At 40.0% G+C, this 22,778-nt stretch carries 20 protein-coding genes; 10 read left to right on the top strand and 10 right to left on the bottom strand.

Annotated features, from left to right (window positions below; genetic code table 11):
• Positions 1 to 152: 152 nt before the first annotated feature.
• Positions 153 to 1,271, bottom strand: coding sequence for a CaiB/BaiF CoA transferase family protein (locus tag B554_RS0107170; RefSeq protein ID WP_019457522.1), 1,119 nt, complete (start codon positions 1,269 to 1,271; stop codon positions 153 to 155).
• A 210-nt stretch (positions 1,272 to 1,481) separates the two neighbouring features.
• Here B554_RS0107170 and B554_RS0107165 point away from each other — a divergent pair, with 210 nt between their 5' ends.
• From B554_RS0107165 to B554_RS0107145, 5 genes are all read left to right on the top strand, one after another.
• On the top strand, positions 1,482 to 2,492 hold the full coding sequence (locus B554_RS0107165; RefSeq protein ID WP_002051267.1) for an AraC family transcriptional regulator: 1,011 nt from the start codon (positions 1,482 to 1,484) through the stop codon (positions 2,490 to 2,492).
• Positions 2,493 to 2,663: 171 nt separating this feature from the next.
• Complete coding sequence (locus tag B554_RS0107160; protein ID WP_019457521.1) at positions 2,664 to 3,869, top strand: acetyl-CoA C-acetyltransferase; 1,206 nt, start codon at positions 2,664 to 2,666, stop codon at positions 3,867 to 3,869.
• A 19-nt stretch (positions 3,870 to 3,888) separates the two neighbouring features.
• On the top strand, positions 3,889 to 6,024 hold the full coding sequence (locus B554_RS0107155) for a 3-hydroxyacyl-CoA dehydrogenase NAD-binding domain-containing protein (RefSeq protein ID WP_019457520.1): 2,136 nt from the start codon (positions 3,889 to 3,891) through the stop codon (positions 6,022 to 6,024).
• A gap of 173 nt (positions 6,025 to 6,197) precedes the next feature.
• On the top strand, positions 6,198 to 6,452 hold the full coding sequence (locus tag B554_RS0107150; protein ID WP_019457519.1) for a hypothetical protein: 255 nt from the start codon (positions 6,198 to 6,200) through the stop codon (positions 6,450 to 6,452).
• 15 nt (positions 6,453 to 6,467) lie between these two features.
• Positions 6,468 to 7,328: a patatin family protein gene (locus B554_RS0107145; RefSeq protein ID WP_004885324.1), complete on the top strand. Its 861-nt coding sequence runs from the start codon at positions 6,468 to 6,470 to the stop codon at positions 7,326 to 7,328.
• A gap of 29 nt (positions 7,329 to 7,357) precedes the next feature.
• Here B554_RS0107145 and B554_RS0107140 read toward each other — a convergent pair whose 3' ends face one another.
• Both B554_RS0107140 and B554_RS0107135 read right to left on the bottom strand, forming a co-directional pair.
• On the bottom strand, positions 7,358 to 7,777 hold the full coding sequence (locus tag B554_RS0107140; RefSeq protein WP_019457518.1) for a GNAT family N-acetyltransferase: 420 nt from the start codon (positions 7,775 to 7,777) through the stop codon (positions 7,358 to 7,360).
• Positions 7,778 to 7,789: 12 nt separating this feature from the next.
• The gene (locus B554_RS0107135; RefSeq protein ID WP_019457517.1) at positions 7,790 to 9,001 is read right to left on the bottom strand and encodes a class I SAM-dependent methyltransferase; all 1,212 of its coding nucleotides are present in this window, start codon (positions 8,999 to 9,001) and stop codon (positions 7,790 to 7,792) included.
• A 127-nt stretch (positions 9,002 to 9,128) separates the two neighbouring features.
• On the opposite strand from B554_RS0107135, the gene trhA reads away from it, so the two are divergent.
• On the top strand, positions 9,129 to 9,770 hold the full coding sequence (gene trhA / locus B554_RS0107130) for a PAQR family membrane homeostasis protein TrhA (RefSeq protein WP_019457516.1): 642 nt from the start codon (positions 9,129 to 9,131) through the stop codon (positions 9,768 to 9,770).
• A gap of 133 nt (positions 9,771 to 9,903) precedes the next feature.
• Positions 9,904 to 11,214, top strand: coding sequence for an MFS transporter (locus tag B554_RS0107125; protein ID WP_019457515.1), 1,311 nt, complete (start codon positions 9,904 to 9,906; stop codon positions 11,212 to 11,214).
• Positions 11,215 to 11,281: 67 nt separating this feature from the next.
• Here B554_RS0107125 and B554_RS0107120 read toward each other — a convergent pair whose 3' ends face one another.
• Together B554_RS0107120 and secA are read right to left on the bottom strand one after the other, a co-directional pair.
• Entirely contained in the window at positions 11,282 to 11,725 is a 444-nt protein-coding gene (locus B554_RS0107120; protein WP_019457514.1) for a hypothetical protein, read from the bottom strand.
• Between the two features lie 131 nt (positions 11,726 to 11,856).
• Complete coding sequence (gene secA, locus B554_RS0107115) at positions 11,857 to 14,580, bottom strand: preprotein translocase subunit SecA (RefSeq protein WP_019457513.1); 2,724 nt, start codon at positions 14,578 to 14,580, stop codon at positions 11,857 to 11,859.
• Positions 14,581 to 14,987: 407 nt separating this feature from the next.
• Between secA and B554_RS0107110 the strand changes: the two genes are divergently transcribed.
• From B554_RS0107110 to B554_RS0107100, 3 genes are all read left to right on the top strand, one after another.
• A complete protein-coding gene (locus tag B554_RS0107110) occupies positions 14,988 to 15,626 on the top strand; it encodes a peroxiredoxin (RefSeq protein WP_019457512.1) in 639 nt (212 codons plus the stop codon).
• A 322-nt stretch (positions 15,627 to 15,948) separates the two neighbouring features.
• Entirely contained in the window at positions 15,949 to 16,761 is an 813-nt protein-coding gene (locus B554_RS0107105; RefSeq protein ID WP_019457511.1) for an MBL fold metallo-hydrolase, read from the top strand.
• Positions 16,758 to 17,336: a dual specificity protein phosphatase family protein gene (locus B554_RS0107100; protein WP_019457510.1), complete on the top strand. Its 579-nt coding sequence runs from the start codon at positions 16,758 to 16,760 to the stop codon at positions 17,334 to 17,336. Before B554_RS0107105 ends, B554_RS0107100 begins: the two co-directional genes overlap by 4 nt.
• Positions 17,337 to 17,364: 28 nt before the next feature.
• Here the strand turns inward: B554_RS0107100 and B554_RS0107095 are convergent, their stop codons facing one another.
• The 5 genes from B554_RS0107095 to B554_RS0107075 all read right to left on the bottom strand — a co-directional run bounded on the left by B554_RS0107095 (position 17,365) and on the right by B554_RS0107075 (position 22,688).
• Entirely contained in the window at positions 17,365 to 18,423 is a 1,059-nt protein-coding gene (locus B554_RS0107095) for an SPOR domain-containing protein (protein ID WP_031944934.1), read from the bottom strand.
• On the bottom strand, positions 18,414 to 19,700 hold the full coding sequence (folC, locus tag B554_RS0107090; protein ID WP_019457508.1) for a bifunctional tetrahydrofolate synthase/dihydrofolate synthase: 1,287 nt from the start codon (positions 19,698 to 19,700) through the stop codon (positions 18,414 to 18,416). Before folC ends, B554_RS0107095 begins: the two co-directional genes overlap by 10 nt.
• The gene (gene accD / locus B554_RS0107085) at positions 19,697 to 20,593 is read right to left on the bottom strand and encodes an acetyl-CoA carboxylase, carboxyltransferase subunit beta (RefSeq protein WP_004705709.1); all 897 of its coding nucleotides are present in this window, start codon (positions 20,591 to 20,593) and stop codon (positions 19,697 to 19,699) included. Before accD ends, folC begins: the two co-directional genes overlap by 4 nt.
• Positions 20,590 to 21,393, bottom strand: coding sequence for a tryptophan synthase subunit alpha (trpA, locus tag B554_RS0107080; RefSeq protein ID WP_004705707.1), 804 nt, complete (start codon positions 21,391 to 21,393; stop codon positions 20,590 to 20,592). The genes accD and trpA overlap by 4 nt, the downstream gene beginning before the upstream one ends.
• A gap of 248 nt (positions 21,394 to 21,641) precedes the next feature.
• The gene (locus tag B554_RS0107075) at positions 21,642 to 22,688 is read right to left on the bottom strand and encodes an AraC family transcriptional regulator (protein ID WP_004705705.1); all 1,047 of its coding nucleotides are present in this window, start codon (positions 22,686 to 22,688) and stop codon (positions 21,642 to 21,644) included.
• Positions 22,689 to 22,778 lie beyond the last annotated feature (90 nt).

The following is a 22,778-nucleotide window of genomic DNA, read 5'->3' as shown; positions in this document are numbered from 1 at the left end:
AGATTTATGCGTTTTCATGTTTACGTACCTTTTATGTCTTTGTTTATAAAGGTTACGCTAATTTTATGTAAAGAAATTATTCAAAATGTTAATCAATTGATTAATCAGATAATAATCTTAATACACCCTGTATAAGAAATAGCCCTAAGACATTACCACTGTCCCTCGCCAAGCTTTTGACCTACAAAGGAATATCGCATTTGTGAACGTGAAAACTTTATTGGGCATGCGATCTGTGGTTCTGTATCTGTCGTATTATTTTGCAAAGGAACATCCACAATCCATCCACGTTGTTGTGCTAATGGCGAGTTTAAAGCCTCACTCAAACTCAATACTGGCTCTACACAAACATCCAAATTTGCAAAAATTTCATGCCATTCTTTAAATGTTTTGGCTTTAATTTTTTCTTGAATAGCTTGCTTCACTTCTTGTCGATCTTGGACATCTAATGAAGCGCCTTTTTGTAACAGCACGGGTAAATCTAATGCAGCAGACAACCCAGCCATAAATTGTGGCTCAAGACTACCAATAGAAAGATAACGGCCATCTTGAGTTATATAATAGTCATAGAAAATGCCACCGTTGAGCATGCCCTGCTCTGGCGCCTGCTCAACTTGACCTGCAAGTACGGCTGATGCTGCCATGCTATTTAGACTCGCCACACAGTCGGTCATGGAAATATCAATATATTGTCCCATACCGCTACGACTGCGTTCGACGACCGCAGCCAAAATAGCAATAACTGCATGTAATGATCCGCCTGCAATATCGGCAACCTGAATGCCAAGCGGTGGCGGGCCGCTATCTTGTCGACCGCTATAACCTGCAATACCCGCTAAAGCTAAATAATTAATGTCGTGCCCAGCTCGATCTTTATAGTTTCCAGTTTGTCCATAACCTGTAATTGAGCAATAAATTAAACGCGGGTTAATTTCTGCAAGTGTTGCATAGTCTAGCCCTAAACGGCGCATAACCTCTGGCCGAAACTGTTCTATGACAATATCAAACTCGGAAATCTTGGCTTTTATCAGATCAATACTGGCAGCATCTTTTAAATCAAGAACAATCGACTGTTTATTTCGATTTAAATAACTATGTGCAGTCGCTTGTCCATTGGCATAGGGCGGCATAATCCGGATGAGATCTGGACGTGATGGAGATTCGATATGGATGACTTCTGCGCCCATATCGGCTAAGTACATTGTGGCAAAAGGTCCAGGTAAGAGCGTAGAGAAATCGAGAACTTTAAGTCCGTTTAATGCTGTCGTCATCGTATTTTTAACCACTATTATTCGAATTTTCTTTTATATTAGTTAAGCAAATATTCTAAAACAATGTCATGTTCAGCCATTTACCTTGATCATTTCGGCAATTTAACATGTAAAAAGTGCTTTTACACTGTTGTAAATCGCCAATTTATTTTTTTAGACGGTCATTTAGGTCAATTTAAAGTGAACATCAAAGAGACTGAAGGATTCAATATGAGTCGCGATACGATTAGCATCCACTTCGTGAATGCGGCTTTGACAGGCGTAAAACGCCTTGGCATGGATGTCGAGACGTTACTTTCACATGTGGGTATCGAAGCGGAACTATTACGTCAACCTAAAGCTCGAATCTCACCAGAACAATATACCCGTTTTATAAAAATGCTATGGATGGTCACACAAGACGAACACGTCGGTTTTGATGTACAACCGCGTCGTTTGGGCACTTTTGCCATTATGTGTCAGTTGATTATTCATGCAAAAACTTTGGGACAAGCTCTCGAACTTTCATCTCAATTTTACAAGTTATTTGGTGATGAATGGTCGGTAACACTAGAGCGTGACAAACACGAAGCGCGTTTAGTACCTCTCATTCCAAAAACATTAGATCCAGATCATTTCATTACTGAAAGTATGCTCATGATTTGGCACGGTTTAGCGTCGTGGCTCATTGAACGTCGCTTACCTTTAGAGCGTGTTCATTTTAGCTATCCACGTCCTGCACATGCAGATGAATATGATGCGTTATTCTTTGCGCCAGTCATGCAGTTTGATGCACCTCGCACCGAAATAACTTTTGCAGCTGATTATCTTGACTTACCAATCCGCCAAGATGAAAAAACGCTAGAAGAGTTCTTGAAAGCAGCCCCTGCTCAGCTTTTAGTAAAATTCAAAAACACCAACTCGTTGACTTCTCGTATTCGTGACGTACTTAAGAGCCAAATTGGTGAAGAAATGCCAACGCTTAATGATGTTGCATCTATGCTGTATTTATCTCCACAAACCTTACGCCGCCGCTTGGCTGCTGAAGGTAAAAGCTACCAAGGCGTAAAAGACGCTTTACGTCGAGATGCTGCTATTCACTTGTTACTCAACCCTGAGTTAACACTTGAAGATGTTGCTCAACAGGTAGGCTTTAGTGAAACCAGTACATTCCACCGTGCATTTAAAAAGTGGACTGGTGTAACTCCTGGCTTATATCGCCAACTACACGGTTACCACTAATTTTTAAATCTCTTTATATTCACATCTCGCCCAAGTTCAACTTGGGCTTTTTTTATATCTCTATTGGCAAAAATCATCACCTGACTGGTGCGCTTATCGTCATTGCACTCGCTATTAAAACCAGTACACTCAAAACACAAATAAATTTTAAGCAATAAAAAAGGAACTGTTATGAGCGAGGCTTATATTATTGATGCCATTCGCACACCACGCGGAAAAGGAAAAAAAGACGGCTCTCTTTACGAAGTAAAACCAATCACATTACTCACCACTCTATTAAATGAATTACAGCAACGCCATCAGCTTGATACATCAAAAGTGGACGACATTGTTCTGGGCTGCGTAACACCAATTGGCGATCAAGGTGGGGACATTGCCAAAACCGCAGCAATTGCCGCAGGTTGGAATGATGATGTTGCTGGTGTACAAATCAACCGTTTTTGTGCTTCAGGTTTAGAAGCCGTCAACATGGCAGCAATGAAAGTTCGTTCGGGTTGGGAGGATTTGGTTGTTGCTGGTGGCGTTGAATCAATGTCACGCATTCCAATGGGTTCTGATGGCGGACCGTGGGCTTTAGACCCAGAAACAAATCTTAAGTCATCATTTGTTCCACAAGGTATCGGGGCTGACCTGATTGCAACTTTAGATGGCTATAACCGTGAAGATGTCGATAACTTTGCAGTGAAGTCACAACAAAAAGCAGCGGCAGCTCAAGCAAATGGTTATTTCAATCACTCAGTCGTACCAGTAAAAGATCACGCAGGCGTGGTGATTTTAGAGAAAGATGAATTCATCAAAGGCAATACCACACTAGAAGGTCTTGCAAAGCTCAACCCAAGTTTTGAAATGATGGGGCAAATGGGCTTTGATGCAGTTGCTTTACAAAAATATCCAGAAGCACAAAAAATCAATCATGTTCATCACGCAGGTAACTCATCAGGTATTGTCGATGGAGCAGCTGTCGTTTTATTAGCTTCAGAAAAAGCAGTAAAAGAACAAAATTTAAAACCACGCGCTAAAGTTTTGGCAACTGCATTAGTTGGTACTGACCCAACCATTATGCTGACTGGCCCTGCGCCAGCCGCACGTAAAGCCTTGGAAAAAGCTGGCCTAACAATTGATGATATTGACCTATTTGAAGTCAATGAAGCATTCGCGGCAGTTGTTATGCGTTTTATTAATGAGCTCAACGTTCCTGCTGAAAAAGTCAATGTAAATGGCGGTGCGATTGCTTTAGGCCATCCTTTAGGAGCAACAGGTGCCATGATTTTAGGCACACTACTTGATGAGCTTGAACGACAAGATAAAAAGCGCGGTTTAGCGACGCTCTGTATTGGCGGTGGGATGGGTATTGCCACCATTATTGAACGCGTATAAAAATTTAGGGATATAAAAAATGAGTGCAATTCAATACGAAAAAAATGCCGACAATATTGTCATTTTAACGCTTGATTCAACTGGACAATCTGCAAACACCATGAATGCCGAGTTCCGTGACTCACTCGATGAAGTCACACAAAAACTCAAAGCAGAAACAGAACTTTCAGGTGTTATTTTCCGTTCAGCTAAAAAAACTTTCTTTGCAGGCGGTGATCTAGATGAACTAATTCAAGTTCAGCCTGAACATGCAACTGAGTTTTTCAATATGGTTGAAAAGCTAAAAGGTCATTTACGTACAATTGAAACGCTTGGTGTTCCAGTTGTTGCAGCATTGAATCGAACGGCACTGGGCGGTGGATGGGAAATTGCATTAAGTTGCCATCACCGTATTGCAATCAATGACTCGAAAAGTAAATTTGGCCTACCAGAAGTTACTTTAGGTTTATTACCGGGCGGCGGTGGAATTGTACGTATGGTACGTATGCTTGGCCTTCAAAATGCATTTCCATTTTTAATGGAAGGCAAACAGTTCGGTGTCGATAAAGCCAAATCTTTAGGCTTAATTCACGATACTGCTGAAAATGAACAAGAGCTTTTAGATAAAGCAATTGCTTGGATAAAGGCAAATCCGAAATCTCAACAACCTTTTGATGTGAAGGGTTATAAAATTCCGGGCGGTGATCCCAAAACTCCAGCAGTTGCACAAGTTCTTGCAATTGCTCCAGCCATGTTAAGAGACAAAACCAAAGGTTGCTACCCTGCTCCTGAAGCGATTATGGCTGCCGCAGTTGAAGGCGCTCAAGTCGATGTAGATACTGCTTTACGTATTGAGTCTCGCTACTTTACTCAGCTTACAACAGGCCAAATTTCTAAAAATATGATCGGCACTTTCTGGCATGGCCTAAATGCAATTAAGTCTGGTGCAAGCCGCCCTGCTGACGTTGCAAAATGGCAAGCTACTAAAGTTGGTGTATTGGGTGCTGGCATGATGGGTGCTGGTATTGCATATTCAACAGCCATTAAAGGCATTCCAGTTGTACTTAAAGATGTATCTGTTGAAAATGCTGAGAAAGGCAAAGCATATTCTCAGAAATTGCTAGACAAGCGTGTTTCACAAGGCCGCATGACGGCAGAAAAACGTGATCAAGTTTTGTCGCTCATTACAGCTACAGCTTCAGCTGAAGACCTTCAAGGCTGTGATTTAATTATTGAAGCGGTATTTGAAAATCAAGAACTCAAAGCGAAAGTCACTCAAGAAGCCGAGCAATATTTAGCATCTAATGGCGTAATGGCATCGAATACATCGACCCTGCCAATTACAGGCTTAGCTCAAGCAAGTAAAGATGATAAAGCGTTTATTGGTCTGCATTTCTTTAGCCCTGTCGACAAAATGCAGTTGGTTGAAATTATCAAAGGTAAAAATACCTCCGCAGAGACACTTGCTAAAGCCTACGATTTCGTACAGCAAATTGGAAAAACACCGATAGTTGTTAATGATAGCCGTGGCTTCTTTACCAGTCGTGTATTTGGTACATTCATTCAAGAAGGTATGCGCTTGCTTGCCGAAGGCGTCCACCCAGCACGTATTGAAATGGCAGCACTGAAAGCTGGCATGCCTGTGGGACCACTTGCGATTCAAGATGAAGTGTCTTTAACTTTAACCGAGCATGTTGCTAGCGAAGCACGTAAAGCCCTACTAGCCGAAGGCAAAGAGCTACCGAAAACACCAGTAGATGAAGTGATTCATACCATGATTCATGAATTAAACCGTAAAGGTAAAGCTGCTGGCGCAGGTTTCTATGACTATCCTGAAAATGGTAAAAAACACCTATGGGAAGGCTTAAACCGCTGGCAGAAAGATCACGATATTTCCGAGCAAGATATGATTGATCGTATTTTGTTTGTACAAGCCTTAGATACCTTACGTTGTTACGAAGAAGGTGTATTGGAATCGGTTATTGATGCCAATGTCGGTTCTATTTTTGGAATTGGTTATGCCCCTTGGACTGGTGGAGCGATTCAATTCCTCAATCAATATGGTATTGAGAAAGCAGAAAAACGCGCCGAAGAGTTAGCTACCAAATATGGTGAGAGATTCACACCACCAGCATTACTAAAAACCAAAGCTGAGCAGAAGCAAAATATTCAATAACTTAGACGTAATGAATATTTAAAAACTGCATAAACCTTACCCATATAAATATATTTTATTTATATGGGTTTTTCTTTATGTTCTTTATGCCCTTTAAGATTTCTGCCTACAGCCTAAATATGCTATAAATAGACTTCATTTTTGTGCTTCTACAGCACATTCGAGAAATCCTTATGTCCGATAAAAATTCTTCCGAATCAGCAGTTTTAGGCTGGAAATTTGTTCTGATCGTTGGTGTTTTAAGTGCGATTTTCCTTGGCTTTTTCTATTTAGCAATGAGTAATGAACCTGACTATATGCCAGGTGCTCAGCGCAAAGCTCAACAGCACGAAATGCAACAAAAAGCTGAAAAATCGACAGATCAACAAAGTCAGCATGACAACATGCCTGGAATGGACATGCAAGAACATCAGCATTCACATCAGTAATCAGATATTTTTCAAATGACAGATTTTTCCCGCAATGCACTAGTTGTAGAAGGTGGAGGCATGCGTGGTGCCTTTACCAGTGGTGTACTTGATGCTTTTCTACAACAACAGTTCAATCCTTTTGACTTATATGTTGGTGTATCTTCCGGTTCGACCAATGTGGCTAACTACTTAGCAGGTCAGCAAGGCCGAACTTTAACATTTTATGTTGACCATTCACTGCGTCCTGAATTTATCGATTATAAGCGCTTCTTTAAAGGTGGCGATTTACTTGATTTAAAATGGATGTGGGAAATTGGTGAAAAAGAACATCCTCTTGATCAACAGAGCCTTTTTGCCAAAAATCCAGATTTTTATATGGTGTTGACGCATGCTAAAACAGGTCATGCTGAGTATCTTCGTGCTGGTAAAGATAATCTGTTAAATGCACTGCGTGCTTCTAGCTCAATTCCGGTTTTAACGCGTCATCCCGTCGATATTATGGGTGAACCATACTTTGATGGCGGCGTTGCAGATGCCTTACCCGTTCGCTGGACGGCTCAGCAAAGTGGTGTCAAAAAGCTATTAGTTTTACGTACTCGCCCGAAGAACTACTTTAAAGCAAGTAGTCGAGGCGACCAATTCCTTGCAAAATATGCTTTTAAACACCATTACGGTTTTGCAAATAGCTTGCGTAACCGCTGTGCCCGTTATAATGCTTCAGTTGAATTTGTTCGTAGCAGTAACCCTGAACAGCAAATTTTAGAGGTATGTCCACCGCCTCTTAAAAATATGGCTGGACGTTTAACCACAAATCCGAAAAAGCTTCGTTATAGTTACGAAGTTGGTTTAGAGACTGGCTTACAAGCCATCGAAAACTGGAATGCGATGAAGTAATTCAAAGTTGAGATTTCTACAAAGGAATCTCAACTTAACGCTAAAATCATATCAATATGTGAAATACCACAATCTTGGTAAACTTCACCCTGCACGTTAAAACCTAGAGCTTCATAAAAAGCTGTCACATAAGTTTGCGCGGAAAGCTTTAAATAAGGCAGTTTCTGGTTACGCGCATAGTCAATAATATGCTGCATTAAAATTTTACCAATACCCTGCTTTCGATAAGGCATTAAAACGGCAACACGCCCTACACTATGCTGTGGCAACAAACGTGCTGTAGCGATAGGCTGCTCTTTGTCATACACCATAAAGTGCACAGCAGTGGCGTCAAAATCATCCCATTCATCTTCAGGCGCAATGCCTTGCTCTTGAATGAAGACTTGCTCACGGATGTATTTTGCATCTTTCTCAAGCTGCTCCCAATCATCCGCTATAACTTTATACATTCACTCATCTTCCTAGCATTTGCAGCCAATATTTTCGATCGGCAATTGATCTTGTAATAACAGTTCCAAGGTATGTTTTTTAATCCCGTACATTTCTTTTAATGCTTGGATTTGAGCCATAATCTTCGCATCAGGTTGTGAAACATTCTTGCGTTTTGTTGCCAAAATCATTTTGTTTTTGCTGGTATGCTCAAGTGATACAAACTCAAAAACTTTAGTTTCATAACCATACGCTTTTAAAAGTAACGCACGTAATGTATCGGTCAACATCTCAGCTTGTTGCCCAGCATGAATACCAAACTGTAGCATCGGTTGTAGAACTTCAGGACTATGTAGTTGTGGACGCAACTCTTTGTGACAGCACGGTGCGCACATAATCATTGAAGCGTTCAAACGAACTCCGGTATGAATGGCAAAATCAGTCGCGATATCACACGCATGCAAAGCAATCATAACGTCCAGTTTTTCTGGCTGATAACTACGAACATCGCCTTCAAAAAAGTCCAAATGATTAAAATGCACTTTGTCTGCCACATTCTGGCAGAACTCCACCAAGTTACGGCGCAGCTCTACACCCGTAATTAAAGGAATCTTTTGTTGTTCCTGTAAATAATCATACAAAGCAAAAGTTAAATAACCTTTCCCTGAACCAAAATCGACGATGCGTAATTCTTTTTGCTCTGCATCAATTTGTTCATACGCGCTCGCAAAAATTTCGATAAATTTATTAATCTGCTTCCATTTTCGAGCCATACTTGGAATGATTTGAGCTTTTTCATCGGTAATACCAAGCTCTTTTAGAAATGCACTACTCTGCTGTACATAACGCTGTTTCTCACGATCATGCGCTTGTACAGTTGGAGACATATTCGTACTTTGTTTTTTCCCAATGTTAAGCATGGCTTTTTTCTTATTTTTTTTAAGCTGAATTTCTTGCAGAGTTGAAAATAAATTTGCTTGTTTACATTGCACAATCAACGTTGCGATCTGTTCTAAACCCTCTTCAAAGGTATAGTTTTTAGTCACATCTTGAGTACTATGGTGATATAAAGCTGAAAGCTGCTTTTGCCCATTTAACTCTACAATACGAAAAGTGATTTTTTCTAGTTGTGCCAACTCTCCTTTATATTGACTCAAAATCAAACGCTCAAAACTCTGCTCATCAAGCATTTGTTTGATTTCATGAAAGAATTGCTGTTCTTGCTCAAAGGAGAAAACCGACACAGATATACCTAAAGAATGGTGACTCATATAAACTGAAAGTTTAAAGGGTATAGGATTAAAAATAAAATAACTTTACGACTGTTTTGTATTTCTATACATTTGTATTTTTAATCAAAAAAATAAACTTATGAGTAAATCGGTGTTAGAAACTTACGACCCCAAAGAAGAACTTTTTAATGCCTATAGCCATGGTGCTGGCGTTATTATGGCCGTGGTTGCCGCTATCCTTTTAATTATAAAAGGATCTTATCTTCCAACTGCTCAGTGGGTAGGTTTGTGGGTATACGCTTTTAGCCTAATTCTCGTTTTTACCAGTTCGACTCTTTATCACTTTGCGCAAACCCAAAACTTACGTTACTGGTATAAAAAACTCGATCACACTGCTATTTATTACTTAATTGCAGGAACATATACCCCGTTTTTAAGTATTGCGATACCTACATCCAAAGCCCATATATTACTTATTGCACTTTGGGCCATTGCTGCAATTGGTACACTTTTCAAGTTAGTTTTCATTCACCGTTTTCAGAAAATCTCTTTACTTGCCTATGTTCTAATGGGATGGCTTGCCGTTTTTGTAATGGATGATATGCGTACTTATTTAAGTAAAGATGCTTTGATATTCTTAATTACTGGGGGCTTAGCTTATACGGTTGGAGCATTGTTTTACGCATTAAAAAAGGTAAGATATACCCATGCAATCTGGCATATTTTTGTGCTTTTAGGTGCAGGAGCACACTTTCTTGCAATCTATTGGTACGTTATTTAGTCCATTTTTCACTCATATTCAGTGATCCTGAAAGAGTCATGGATGATGTTCTTTCACGCTATTCTTTAAGAAAATTATCTTTTAAAAAAGGATAGCAAACTAAAAATAAATTTTAATTGATATAAGGACTTATATGGAGTCAACCTCTGCGACTGCTGCTCCTGTAGTAGCCACTAATTCAAAAGCACGAGTTTTATTTGCAAGCTTAGTCGGTACAACCATTGAGTTCTTCGACTTTTATATCTATGCAACTGCTGCCGTGATTATCTTTCCACACCTGTTTTTCCCTGCTAGCAGTGGCAGTGCCGCAGTCTTACAGTCTCTGGCAACCTTTGCGATTGCCTTTATTGCTCGTCCTATCGGTGCAGCCTTATTTGGCCACTTAGGGGATCGTATTGGCCGTAAAGCAACACTAGTGGCAGCTTTGCTGACCATGGGTATATCAACGGTATGTATTGGCCTACTTCCAACTTATGCTCAAATCGGGATTGTGGCTCCCTTACTACTAGCGGCTTGCCGTCTAGGACAAGGTTTAGGTTTAGGGGGCGAATGGAGTGGTGCTGTACTACTTGCAACTGAAAATGCACCAGAAGGTAAGCGTGCTTGGTATGGCATGTTCCCACAGCTTGGCGCCCCTATTGGTTTTATTTTAGCAACGGGATCATTCTTACTTTTAAGTGCTGCTATTCCTGAACAGGCATTCATGCAATGGGGCTGGCGTATTCCATTTATTGCGAGTGCAATTTTGGTCATTGTTGGTTTATATATCCGTTTAAAACTCCATGAAACTCCAGCTTTCCAGAAAGTTTTAGATAAACAAAAAGAAGTTAATATTCCATTTAAAGAAGTCGTTACCAAACATACAGGTAAGCTTATTCTCGGCACGATTGCAGCGATCTGTACATTCGTTGTATTTTATCTCACTACAGTGTTCGCGCTTAACTGGGGAACGACGAAACTGGGGTATGCACGTGGTGAGTTTTTAGAACTTCAACTTTTTGCGACACTTTGTTTTGCAGCATTCATTCCTTTATCTGCTATTTTTGCAGAAAAATTTGGACGTAAAGCCACTTCAGTTGGCGTATGTATTGCTGCTGCGATCTTCGGATTATTCTTCTCTAGCATGTTAGAGTCTGGCAATACTCTTATCGTTTTTCTTTTCTTATGTACTGGCCTATCAATTATGGGTTTAACCTATGGCCCAATTGGTACAGTTCTTTCTGAGATTTTCCCAATTTCAGTTCGTTATACTGGCTCAGCATTAACCTTTAACTTAGCTGGTATTTTTGGCGCATCGTTTGCTCCACTCATTGCCACAAAACTTGCTGAAACTTACGGTTTATATGCTGTAGGTTATTATCTGACAGCAGCATCACTTTTATCATTGGTCGCGTTCTTATTAATACGTGAAACAAAAAATGACGATGTAAATAATCAGATTTAAATATTTTCAAACACCCTAATATAAAAAAGCCGGTTCAAAATTGACCGGCTTTTTTTATATATGAAAATTAATTCATTGATGCAGGGTTTGCTGGCGCAACACCATTTGTAGCGGCTGGAGCAGTTACATTATTTGCTGCTACAGCTGCTGCACCCGCAACTGCGGCTTCACCAATTAAAGCAATTTTTGCTTTTTCTTGGCTTTTCGCAGACAACGCTGGGTTAGTTGCAACAATACGATTAATGTTTGCAGAGTTTGCTGGAGCAATCGCAGCAGTTTGTAAAATGATTGGGCGATTACCTGTATTACCCAATGTATAACGAATACCTGTACGAGGGCTAATTACCGTCGTATTTTCTTGCTTCACTACAGCCTGAGCCGAAGTTGGACCAGTTGCTGCACGAACTTTAGCAACCGTTGTTGTTTGAGGGGCTGAAGTTGTTTCTGCTGCGAAAACAAAACTTGGCACAGCAAGAACAGCTAAAAATAAGGGTTGTAATACTTTTTTCATTGTCTTTCCAACATACACTCTGGATGAGAAGTAAATAGCATTTAATGCTTAAAACTGCAAACATTATTCACAGGCTTACTACAAACCAAAAAAAAGCAGAACAATTGTTCTGCTTTTTTTTATCAAGCAAATTAAATTTTGCCGTGACACTGCTTATATTTTAAACCAGAACCACATGGACATGGTGCATTGCGACTTTCAGGAACAGGGAACATTTGTTGGTTATCAACCGACTCATTGAGTGTTTCCTGAGAAGCAGTCACTTCACCAGTTAAGCCATCAACATCATCATGCTCAAAAGAAAGCTTCATTGCTTCTGCTTGCTGTTGTTGTTGAGCTTCCATTTCTGCAAGTTCTTCTGGTGTTGGGATATGTACACGAGACAAATCAGTCACAACATCAGTTTTAATAACGCCTAACATGTTTACAAACAAGTTAAATGCTTCTTTTTTGTATTCCTGCTCTGGGTTCTTTTGCGCGTAGCCACGTAAGTGGATACCTTGGCGCAAATAATCCATTGCAGCCAAATGGTCTTTCCAATGACGGTCAAGAGAATTTAAAACGAAATGACGCTCAAGCATTGCTGCTGATTCATCACCCATTTGTGCACGACGTTGACGATAACGTGTAAGCACTTCATCGCTAATACGTTCAACTAGACCTTCTTCATCAAGACGACGATCTTGCTCTAACCATTCCTGAACTGGTAACTCAATGCCTAAATCAATACGTAGAGCATTTTCCAAGCCTTCCACATCCCATTGGTCGTGAATGGACTCTGGTGGAATAAAGTTAGCAATCATGGCTTGCATGACTTCATGATGCATTTCTTCAACGTATTCTTGTAGAGTGTTTTCAGCTAACACTTCATCACGTTGTGAATAAATGATCTTCCGTTGTTCATTATTCACGTCATCGTATTTCAATAGGTTCTTACGAATATCGAAGTTACGTGCTTCAACTTTACGTTGTGCATTTTCGATAGAACGGCTTACCATTTTGTGTTCAATCGCTTCGTTTTCCTGTAAGCCCATTGCACGCATCATGGCAACAACACGGTCACCTGCGAAAATACGCATAAGGTCATCTTCAAGAGATAAATAGAAGCGAGAAACACCAGGGTCACCTTGACGCCCCGCACGACCACGTAACTGATTGTCAATACGGCGTGATTCATGGCGCTCAGAACCAATAATATGCAAACCACCTGCTTGCAATACATCTTCGTGGTCTTGTTCCCATTGTGCTTTCAGATGAGCTTCATCTTCTGCTGTCGGGTTTTCAAGCTTGGCAAGTTTCGCCTTCCAGTTACCACCTAAGATAATATCTGTACCACGACCAGCCATGTTGGTTGCAATTGTTACTGCATTTGGGCTACCCGCCTGAGCAATAATGTCTGCTTCACGCTCGTGCTGTTTAGCGTTCAACACTTCGTGGTGAATACCAGCTTGCATCAACTTAGAAGATAGAATTTCACTGGCTTCAATGGTTGCTGTACCAATTAGAATCGGTGCAACACCTTGTTCGCGAATATTCATAATTTCTTGAATAATCGCATTATATTTACCATTACGGTTTAAATAAATTAAATCGTTTTGGTCATTACGAATCATTGGTCGGTGAGTCGGAATAATGACAACATCAAGACCGTAAATCTCTTTCATTTCCGCAGCTTCAGTATCAGCAGTACCTGTCATACCTGAAAGCTTTTTATAAAGACGGAAATAGTTCTGGAATGTAGTTGTTGCTAAAGTTTGGTTTTCAGGCTGAATTTCCAAGCGTTCTTTTGCTTCAACTGCTTGGTGCAAACCTTCTGACCAACGACGACCCGGCATTGTACGACCAGTGTGCTCATCAACAATGATCACTTCACCATCATGAATAATATAGTGAACATCACGTTGGAATAAGAAGTGCGCACGAATAGCAGCAGACACGTGGTGAACAAGGTTTAAGTTTGTTGCTGAATATAAGCTTTCGCCTTCAGCCAACAAGCCCATTTGAATGAGTTCTTGTTCTACAGTTTCATAACCGATTTCAGTCATTTCAACTGAACGCTGCTTTTCATCAATCCAGAAATGTCCACCATCGGCAACTTTTTCTTCTTTTTGCGGATGTAATTTTGGTGGAATCGTATTGATTGCAGTATAGAGGTGTGAAGAGTCTTCACTTTGACCAGAAATAATTAATGGGGTACGCGCCTCATCAATTAAGATTGAGTCAACTTCATCGATAATGGCATAGTGCAAACCACGTTGTTTCTTTTCTGCTAAAGAAAACACCATGTTGTCACGTAAGTAGTCAAAACCAAATTCGTTGTTGGTACCATAGGTAATGTCAGCAAGGTAAGCCGCTGCTTTTTCTGACGGTTCTTGCATTGAATAAATTGTACCAATGCTTAAACCTAGAAATTCAAATAATGGACGGTTTAACTCAGCATCACGTTGTGCCAAGTAATCGTTCACAGTAATCACATGAACGCCTTGACCACTTAATGCGTTTAAGTAACACGCTAAAGTACCCATAAGGGTTTTACCTTCACCGGTACGCATTTCGGCAATTTTGCCTTCGTGTAGAGTAATACCACCAATCAATTGCACATCATAGTGACGCATGCCCATTACACGTTTTGCTGCCTCACGACAAACTGCAAACGCTTCAGGGAGTAACTTATCTAAACTTTCGCCATTGTTATAACGTTGTTTGAATTCTGGAGTTTTTGCAGATAAGTCTGCATCGCTTAAAGCTGATATCGTCGGCTCGAGCGCATTGATTTGCTCAACAATTTTGCGCATGCGTTTGAGTTCACGCTCATTTTTTGTACCGAAGATACCTCCGATCAGACTTGCCAACATGGATAAACTCTCTAAATCTTGCTTGGTCAAATGAATAAATTTTTTCTCAGTCGTTTATTATGGTGCCAGAAATTTGAAGTACAAGGGTTTTGCACAAAACCCATAAAAAAAATCTGATAGTTAGACAAACGGTTTCAACCTTTCTCTAAGGCCGCTGAATATGTCCGGCACCTAAAAACTCAATATTAACGCTCATCTATTGAACACAACTTCCGAGAAATCTAATTTAGCAAATTTATCTTAAAGTTACATTGATTCAGTTCTTAAATTAGTGAGTTTTAGTCATACATATTTACACTTATATAAAAAATTCATAATAAAATAAAAAAACAATAATTTTAATAATAAATAAATTGCGTCATATTCATTTCAACACATAACAAATTTTAAGCAACTGAGGAAAGATCATGACATTACGATTAGGAGACACTGCCCCTGATTTTCAACAAGAATCAAGTGAAGGCACAATTCATTTTTATGATTTTTTAGGCGATAGTTGGGGCATTTTATTTTCACATCCCGCTGACTATACACCTGTATGTACAACAGAGTTAGGTTATACAGCAAAATTAAAAGACGAATTTGAAAAACGTAATGTTAAAGCGATTGCCCTATCTGTAGATGATGTTGAATCGCATAAAGGCTGGATTAACGACATTAACGAAACTCAAAATACTACGGTTAATTTTCCAATTATTGCTGACAAAGACCGTAAAGTGTCTGAACTTTACGATTTCATTCATCCAAATGCGAGTGAAACACTTACAGTTCGTTCTTTAGTCATTATTGATCCAAACAAGAAAGTTCGTTTAATTATTACCTACCCTGCTTCAACTGGTCGTAACTTCAACGAAGTCTTACGTGTCGTGGATTCATTACAATTAACAGATAAGCATAAAGTGGCTACGCCTGCGAACTGGAAACAAGGTGAAGATGTTGTGATTGTTCCTTCTTTAAAAGATGAAGAAGAAATTAAACAGCGCTTCCCTAAAGGCTATACCGCAGTAAAACCTTATTTGCGCCTCACACCCCAACCTGATGAGTGAGGATAAAGCGAGCATCGCTCGCTCTGAACGCAAGACGAACAGCTATGCTGTGAGTTAGATTAAAGCCTTTAAAAAGGCTTTAATCGAAGCGCAGGACAAACGTAGTGCGTAGGCAAGCATCTGAAATGCTTATTTTCAAGACAAGCAAACTGCGTAACCAATAATAAAAAAAGCATAAAGAAAACTAGCCCAAACATAGAACCAAATGTTTCCATCTCCAAGCCATCTCACCCGATGGCTTTTTTTCATTATTGAATACACATGGTTTTTAGTGTCGAGATCAGTTATAACTTCCAAGGAGTTTGTTCAAAAAACAATAATCATGATCCATAAAATTCATCATTTAAAATGCGGCAGTATGTGTCCTGTCTGCGCACCTTTATTTGGGCAGAAAGGCTGGAAAGCTGAAGTGGTATGCCATTGTCTTTTAATAGAGACGGACCGCGGGCTTGTACTCATTGATACAGGATTTGGTCTGCAAGACTATTTACACATGCAACAACGCCTTGGCTCTTTAGTTAAACGTTTGGGGAAAATTGAGACGAATCTTGAATTCAGTGCAATCCAGCAAATACAAAAACTAGGTTTTCATCCTAAAGATGTACAGCACATCTTTGTGACTCACCTCGACTTTGACCATGCAGGTGGCATTTCTGACTTTCCTCATGCCACAGTTCATGTCTTAGCCACTGAATATAATGCTGCACAATTACCTAATTTTAAAGGTAAACTTCGCTATAGAACCAATCAATATAATCAGCATCGATACTGGAATTTCGTTGAATATCAGCAAGGTGAAAAATGGTTTAATCTTGAAAAAGTAAAAGGTTTTCCGTTATTCCAAGATGAAATTTTAATGGTGCCATTATTAGGCCATTCCGCTGGACATTGTGGTATTGCCATCAAACAACAAAATCAGTGGCTGTTGTTCTGCGGAGATGCTTACTACTCACATCTAGAGTTAAATCCTGCAAATAAATTAAGATCGCTGACCCTTCTGGAAAAAACGTTTGCAGAAGATAATGAAAAGCGTCTTATTAACCTTAAAAAATTACAGCATTTGGCTCAACATGAGCCAACGATTGAAATTATTTGTGCCCATGACCCTCATGAGCTTCGACGGTATCAAACATGAAAAAAATCTCCCTCATCGCCCTTGTTCTGTGTCTAAACCTACAGGGATGTATGCAACATGAAAGCATTGCACATGAGCATAGACCCAAAGATTGGGGAACTTTAGTTTCTCAAACACATAATTTCTATCAAGTGAGCAATGATGTTTTTCGTAGCGAACAACCAAATGCTGCAATGATTCCCGAATTAAAACGTCATGAAATCGGAACTATCATTAATTTAAGAGCTAAAGACTCAGATGAATTAGTATTTAAAAATGAGAATTTTAATCTTGTTCACATTCCTATCGATACATGGGCAATTAACAGACAAGACCTGTTAGAAGTCATGCAGCAAATTAAAATTGCTAAACAAAATAATCAACGTGTTTTATTACACTGCTACCACGGTTCAGACCGTACTGGTGCTAGCGTAGCGATGTATCGAATTATTTTTGAACATTGGGCAATTGATGATGCAGTTAAAGAAATGAAGCAAGGCGGATACGGTTATCATATTATTTGGAAAAATATTGACCGTTTATTTACCCCTGAAAATGTAAAATGGATTCAACAACAATTGTCGAATCCATCTTAATTAGATCTTGAATCAACCTTAGATCAGATTAGCGCTGATCTAATGGCACCCAATCAATGACCCAAGCTGACTTCATGTTTAAACTGGAGTCAGAGGTAATTTTCTTACGAGCTGCATCTGCGGTATCACGGTCTTTCGCAGGTCCAACCATAATACGGATACCTTTACTGGTCGGACTTGTCGTGACCTTATAACCTTTAGCACGTAGTTTAGAGACAACAGCATCTGCATTTGCCTGATTGGCAGCCAATGCAACTTGTACCATCCACTTTTTATCGCCATTTTCAAGCAGCTCACGCGCTTTCTCAGCTTCAGCTTTTTTCTCAGCGTCAGCTTTGTGCTTAGCTTCTGCTGTTTTCTTTTCTGCTTCAGCATGCTTCTTAGCTTCAGCTTTTTTGTCTGCCTCGGCTTGATGTTTAGCTTCTGCCGCTTTTTTCTCGGCTTCAGCTTTATGTTTAGCTTCAGCAGCTTTCTTATCAGCTTCTGCTTGCTTCTTGGCTTCTGCTGCTTTTTTATCAACTTCAGCCTGACGTTTTGCCTCAGCGGCTTTTTTATCGGCTTCTGCTTGTTTCTTTGCTTCAGCAGCTTTTTTATCGGCTTCTGCTTTAGCTGTATCTACTGACTTTTTTGTATCAGTTTGCTGTCCTTTTGTCTTTCCATCAGAACCTGCAACTTCAGGAGGAATGTTATCTGAGCTTTCTTGAGCAGCAGCTCGGCGAGCATTAATGGCAGCATATTCGGCAGCAGCTTTACGGGCTGCATCTGCTTCTGCCTGTTGTTGCATTGCCAAGAATTCGGCAGCACGAGCCTCTTGCTCAGCAACCGCTTTTTCACGAGAACGGCGTTGTTCTTCAAGAAGACGTTTTTCTGTTTCTACATCCACTGCAAGCGGTTGTAGCTGTACCATCTGCCCTTCTTGTGCTGATGGCTTTGATTTAGCGTGTAATTTCGGTGATGTAGAGGTTTGTGGTTCAGCGCCCACATGTTTTATTTCTTCATTTCCTTTTAGAAGTAATGCTGCCAATAAAACACCACCACCTAATAAAACAACGCCACCCATCCAGCGTTGTTTGTTATTCATTGACATTCTTCCAAATACTCCCAAATCGCTTCTAAAGTATGAAACGAACCACAGGCTAAAATCAGCTGATTGTTATTTGTTTGCTCAAGCGCTGATTTAAAAGCCTCTTTGATATTGCCAAATTGTTGTATTGTCTGGCCTTGTAGGGCGTCATTCAACTGCTGAATCGGTGCAGCACGCGGCACATTCAACTCAGCAATTTTCCAATGTAAAACAGTAGGTTTCAATAAATCCACTACTGATTTTATATCTTTATCTGCCAGCATTGAAAATACTGCGACAACTTCTGTGTACTGTTTATTGTATTCTAAGAAATTTCGCAATTGCTTTAACAAAAATTCAACACCATGTGGATTATGTCCGGCATCAAAAATTATGGTTTTTCCATTAACTTGGCGCACTTCAAAACGGCCTGCTAAGCGTGCATTTTCAATACCCTGCTCTAGCGCGCGTTGCGAGATTTCAAGTCCGCTATTTAATACAGCAGCAACTGCCCCTGCAATATTTTCAATTGCAAGCGACCCTAGTGGTAATTTTAAAGTAGTTCCTTCACTTGCAAAATACCAGTGTTTTCCATCATTTGCGAGTTTATAAAAATAATCTCTATTGATCGCGTATAGTTTCGCTTGTGAAGTATTGGCTTTATCTTGAATAGCTTGAGGTAAAGATTGTTCACCTGCAAAAATCACTGGAATATCAGGGCGAATAATACCTGCTTTTTCAAAAGCAATTTTCTCAATGGTATCGCCTAACCAGTCAGTATGATCAAGACCAATATTGGTGATTACAGCAATATTAGGATCAATGACGTTGACGACATCTAGACGCCCGCCTAAACCGACTTCAAGCACCCATACATCGCATTGTTGTTGCTTAAAAATGACAAAAGCAGCCAAAGTGGTTGCTTCAAAAAAAGATAAGCTTAAATCGCAATCACGACGAGCCTGATCAACTTGCACAAAAGCGTCAATCAGGCTTTGATCATCAACCTCGACTCCACCTAACTTGACTCGTTCGTTAAAACGATAGATATGCGGTGATTGATACAACCCAACTTTGTAACCTTGCGCTTTTAATATAGATGCAAGTGTTGTTGTAGTTGAACCTTTCCCGTTCGTTCCAGCAACAGTAAAAACTTTAGCAGTGGGTTTAGTCACTCCTAATTTTTCTGCTACCGGAATAACACGTTCCAGACCAAGATCGATCCCTGTAACGTGAACATGGCTCCAATAATTGAGCCATGTATCTAAAGAGTCTGTTGAAAGTGGAGCTTGTTGTTTCAAGGTAAGTTCATCAATTTCGATACAAGTCGAGATACAGTATCACGTAAAGCATGACGATGAACAATCTGATCGATTACACCATGATCAAGCAAATATTCAGCACGTTGGAACGGTTCTTCCAATGTTTCACGTACAGTTTGCTCAATTACACGTTTACCAGCAAAGCCAATCATTGCTTTAGGTTCTGCAATATGGATGTCACCCAACATTGCTAAAGAAGCTGTTACACCACCATATACTGGATGTGTTAACACCACGATATAAGGTAAACCAGCATCTTTTAATTTTTGAATCGCAGCAGAAGTACGCGCCATTTGCATAAGCGACAACATACCTTCTTGCATACGCGCACCACCAGAAGCTGCAAAGCAGATTAATGGTTGGCGTTTTTCAATTGCAAGCTCAGCCGCCTGAACGAAACGGTCACCTACTACAGTACCCATTGAGCCACCCATAAAGTCGAACTCAAAAGCACATGCAATCATGTCTACGCCATTTAAGTTACCTTGCATGGCAATTAACGCTTCCGTTTCACCAGTTTTAGTTTGCGCTTCACGCATACGTTCTGGATACGGTTTGCTATCAACAAACTTTAATGGATCTTTCGCACTAAACTCTTGACCTAATTCAGTCACAACATTGTCGAAGAACCAGTTTAAGCGATCGCGAGCTTTCATTTTTAAGTGTTCGTCACACTGTGGACATACATACGCGTTAAAAGATATAGCTGTACGTGTCACTAAAGCATGACATTCAGGGCACTCAATAGTCGGCTCAGTAAATGTTGCTTTGAGAGTCTGTTGCTCATCTGCAACTTCAATACCTGGAACTGGTCGTTGTGTCCATGGTGTCGAAGGGCTAAGAACTTTCCCTGATTTCACTTCTTGATTCATACTAACTCATCGAGCGCTGCTCGAAGCTCCTTGACTTTATTCACCGTCTGTTCAACAGCTTCTTCAGCTGTCAACGTTGCAAAAGATTTAACGAAAGCACTACCTACAATCACAGCATCTGCAGCACTACCCATCGCTTTCGCGGAAGCAGCATCACTAATACCAAAACCAACGCCAACTGGAACGTTAGTCATACTCTTGATTTTCTCAATACGTGCAGCAGCTTCAGAAGTATCTAAAGTCGCTGCACCAGTAACACCTTTAAGTGAAACATAGTAGATAAACCCACTTGCCTGATTCGCTACGTGTTGAATACGTTGATCGGTTGAAGTTGGTGCAAGTAAGAAAATTTGATCCATATCATGCTGTTTTAAGATTGCACCAAATTCTTTTGACTCTTCTGGTGGTAAATCCACAAGTAATAAGCCATCTACACCACATTGTTTCGCATAAGAAACAAATTTTTCATAACCAATTACTTCAACAGGATTGAGATAACCCATCAAAACTACAGGTGTTTCCTGATCCTGTTCACGAAACTCTTTTACCATGTTCAATGCATCTAAGGTATTAGTCCCTGCTGCAAGTGCACGTTCAGCCGCAAGCGCAATTACTGGCCCATCAGCCATTGGATCTGAAAATGGTAAGCCAAGCTCAATGACGTCTACTCCTGCCTCAACCATTTTATGAAGTAACGGTACCGTTACTTGTGGCTGTGGATCACCCGCCATGACGTAAGATACAAGTGCTTTACGCTGTTGGGACTGCAACTTTTCAAAACGGGTGGCAAGACGTGACATAGGGTTGTGCTTTCCTTGAATTATTTAAAATTGAGGAGTTGTTTGTAGAAATACAAGAACATCGCATTTTAACGCTATTTTTTGCTCATTGAACAGGTCTAACGTTATGGCGATATTCGATTGTATGATTCATACAACCCATGGCGTACATTTATCAATATTTTGAAACTTTTCTCAATGATCAAAGCTTCCTATTTTTGAGTCATTATTTATTTGCAATTTGAGCAAAAAAAACATCAAAAACTCTATTACTCTGTATTTTTATGGGCGAGTTGCAATTGCTTTTTACGAGTGAGTAACGTTTGTCCTGTTAAGTTTTTATGTGCTCTTGCAAGTGCAGACTGATCGGAATAACCCAACTGGTCAGCAATTGCTGTAAGACTTTCATTTTGACTTAACAATATCTCGCAGCGCTTCATACGCTCAGCATCTAAAATTAATTTAAATGAAGTGTTTAATGCCTGTAGTTGGCGTTGCAAACTCCTCACTGAAACATTGAGCTCGATGGCAATATCTTCTATTTTGGGTGCTTGCTGTTTATGCTTGAAATATTCTTGTACGATCCAATGTATTTGCTGAACTAAATCGGTATGTACTTTTCTTTGAACCAAAGCTTCTTCGGCTTGTTTTACTAAAAGCTGTACTAAAGTTGGGTCTGCATGCTGGGGACGAACATTTAAACTTTCACTTGCAAAAGTTAATGCATAGTAAGGTCGGTCAAATGACAATTTACACTGAAAGAACCGTTGATAATGAACCAGGGCACCTCGAGGTCGATGTACAAACTCAATATGCTGTAAAAGAAAATCATGTAAGGGAGCAATCTCTTTAGCGAGCTGTACCATTGCTGCTAAAGTTAACTCACTAAGTACAATATTACTGGCATCAACCAAAGGCCAATACAATCGAATTTTGGAAGCATCTTGCTCAATTTGTATGGGTACAACTTGCTCGCCATCTATGACTAAGCGGTGAAACTTAGCAATATACTGAACCACTTGACCCAAAGTATCACTTCTAGATGCCATGTAACCCAGCACCCCAAAGTTTGCAGGTGTAATACAGGCCGCCATTTCTAAAGCCAAATTGGTCACTTGTAATCGAGATTCAGTCAATTCTAAAAGCTCAATGAAAAGATGCAAAGAAGATTGAGCATCAATAGAGGCAGACAAAATATTTTGAACTTGGCGAGTTTGAGTGTCATTTAAATTAAGTGTCTGCCAAGCGACTCCCTTTTCTTTTAAATACGTATTCCAAAGATAAAAGTACCCGTTAGAGATCGTAAATTCTTGCATGGCGTTTCCTTTTTTTACTGCCATCTTGTCGCAAACTGTATAAAAATTGGCGATAACTGTCAAAACAAAGCCGACCATTCACGACATACT

It is taken from the genome of Acinetobacter sp. GG2 (genome assembly GCF_000292385.1).
GTDB lineage: Bacteria > Pseudomonadota > Gammaproteobacteria > Pseudomonadales > Moraxellaceae > Acinetobacter > Acinetobacter seifertii.
This window is presented reverse-complemented; position numbering and strand designations above follow the sequence as displayed.

Excerpts from the sequence above, each read along its gene's own strand:
- B554_RS0107170 (WP_019457522.1), bottom strand. The coding sequence starts at position 1,271 with ATGACGACAGCATTAAACGGACTTAAAGTTCTCGATTTCTCTACGCTC.
- B554_RS0107165 (WP_002051267.1), top strand. The coding sequence starts at position 1,482 with ATGAGTCGCGATACGATTAGCATCCACTTCGTGAATGCGGCTTTGACA.
- B554_RS0107160 (WP_019457521.1), top strand. The coding sequence starts at position 2,664 with ATGAGCGAGGCTTATATTATTGATGCCATTCGCACACCACGCGGAAAA.
- B554_RS0107155 (WP_019457520.1), top strand. The coding sequence starts at position 3,889 with ATGAGTGCAATTCAATACGAAAAAAATGCCGACAATATTGTCATTTTA.
- B554_RS0107150 (WP_019457519.1), top strand. The coding sequence starts at position 6,198 with ATGTCCGATAAAAATTCTTCCGAATCAGCAGTTTTAGGCTGGAAATTT.
- B554_RS0107145 (WP_004885324.1), top strand. The coding sequence starts at position 6,468 with ATGACAGATTTTTCCCGCAATGCACTAGTTGTAGAAGGTGGAGGCATG.
- B554_RS0107140 (WP_019457518.1), bottom strand. The coding sequence starts at position 7,777 with ATGTATAAAGTTATAGCGGATGATTGGGAGCAGCTTGAGAAAGATGCA.
- trhA (WP_019457516.1), top strand. The coding sequence starts at position 9,129 with ATGAGTAAATCGGTGTTAGAAACTTACGACCCCAAAGAAGAACTTTTT.
- B554_RS0107125 (WP_019457515.1), top strand. The coding sequence starts at position 9,904 with ATGGAGTCAACCTCTGCGACTGCTGCTCCTGTAGTAGCCACTAATTCA.
- B554_RS0107120 (WP_019457514.1), bottom strand. The coding sequence starts at position 11,725 with ATGAAAAAAGTATTACAACCCTTATTTTTAGCTGTTCTTGCTGTGCCA.
- secA (WP_019457513.1), bottom strand. The coding sequence starts at position 14,580 with ATGTTGGCAAGTCTGATCGGAGGTATCTTCGGTACAAAAAATGAGCGT.
- B554_RS0107110 (WP_019457512.1), top strand. The coding sequence starts at position 14,988 with ATGACATTACGATTAGGAGACACTGCCCCTGATTTTCAACAAGAATCA.
- B554_RS0107105 (WP_019457511.1), top strand. The coding sequence starts at position 15,949 with ATGATCCATAAAATTCATCATTTAAAATGCGGCAGTATGTGTCCTGTC.
- B554_RS0107100 (WP_019457510.1), top strand. The coding sequence starts at position 16,758 with ATGAAAAAAATCTCCCTCATCGCCCTTGTTCTGTGTCTAAACCTACAG.
- B554_RS0107095 (WP_031944934.1), bottom strand. The coding sequence starts at position 18,423 with ATGTCAATGAATAACAAACAACGCTGGATGGGTGGCGTTGTTTTATTA.
- accD (WP_004705709.1), bottom strand. The coding sequence starts at position 20,593 with ATGAATCAAGAAGTGAAATCAGGGAAAGTTCTTAGCCCTTCGACACCA.
- trpA (WP_004705707.1), bottom strand. The coding sequence starts at position 21,393 with ATGTCACGTCTTGCCACCCGTTTTGAAAAGTTGCAGTCCCAACAGCGT.
- B554_RS0107075 (WP_004705705.1), bottom strand. The coding sequence starts at position 22,688 with ATGCAAGAATTTACGATCTCTAACGGGTACTTTTATCTTTGGAATACG.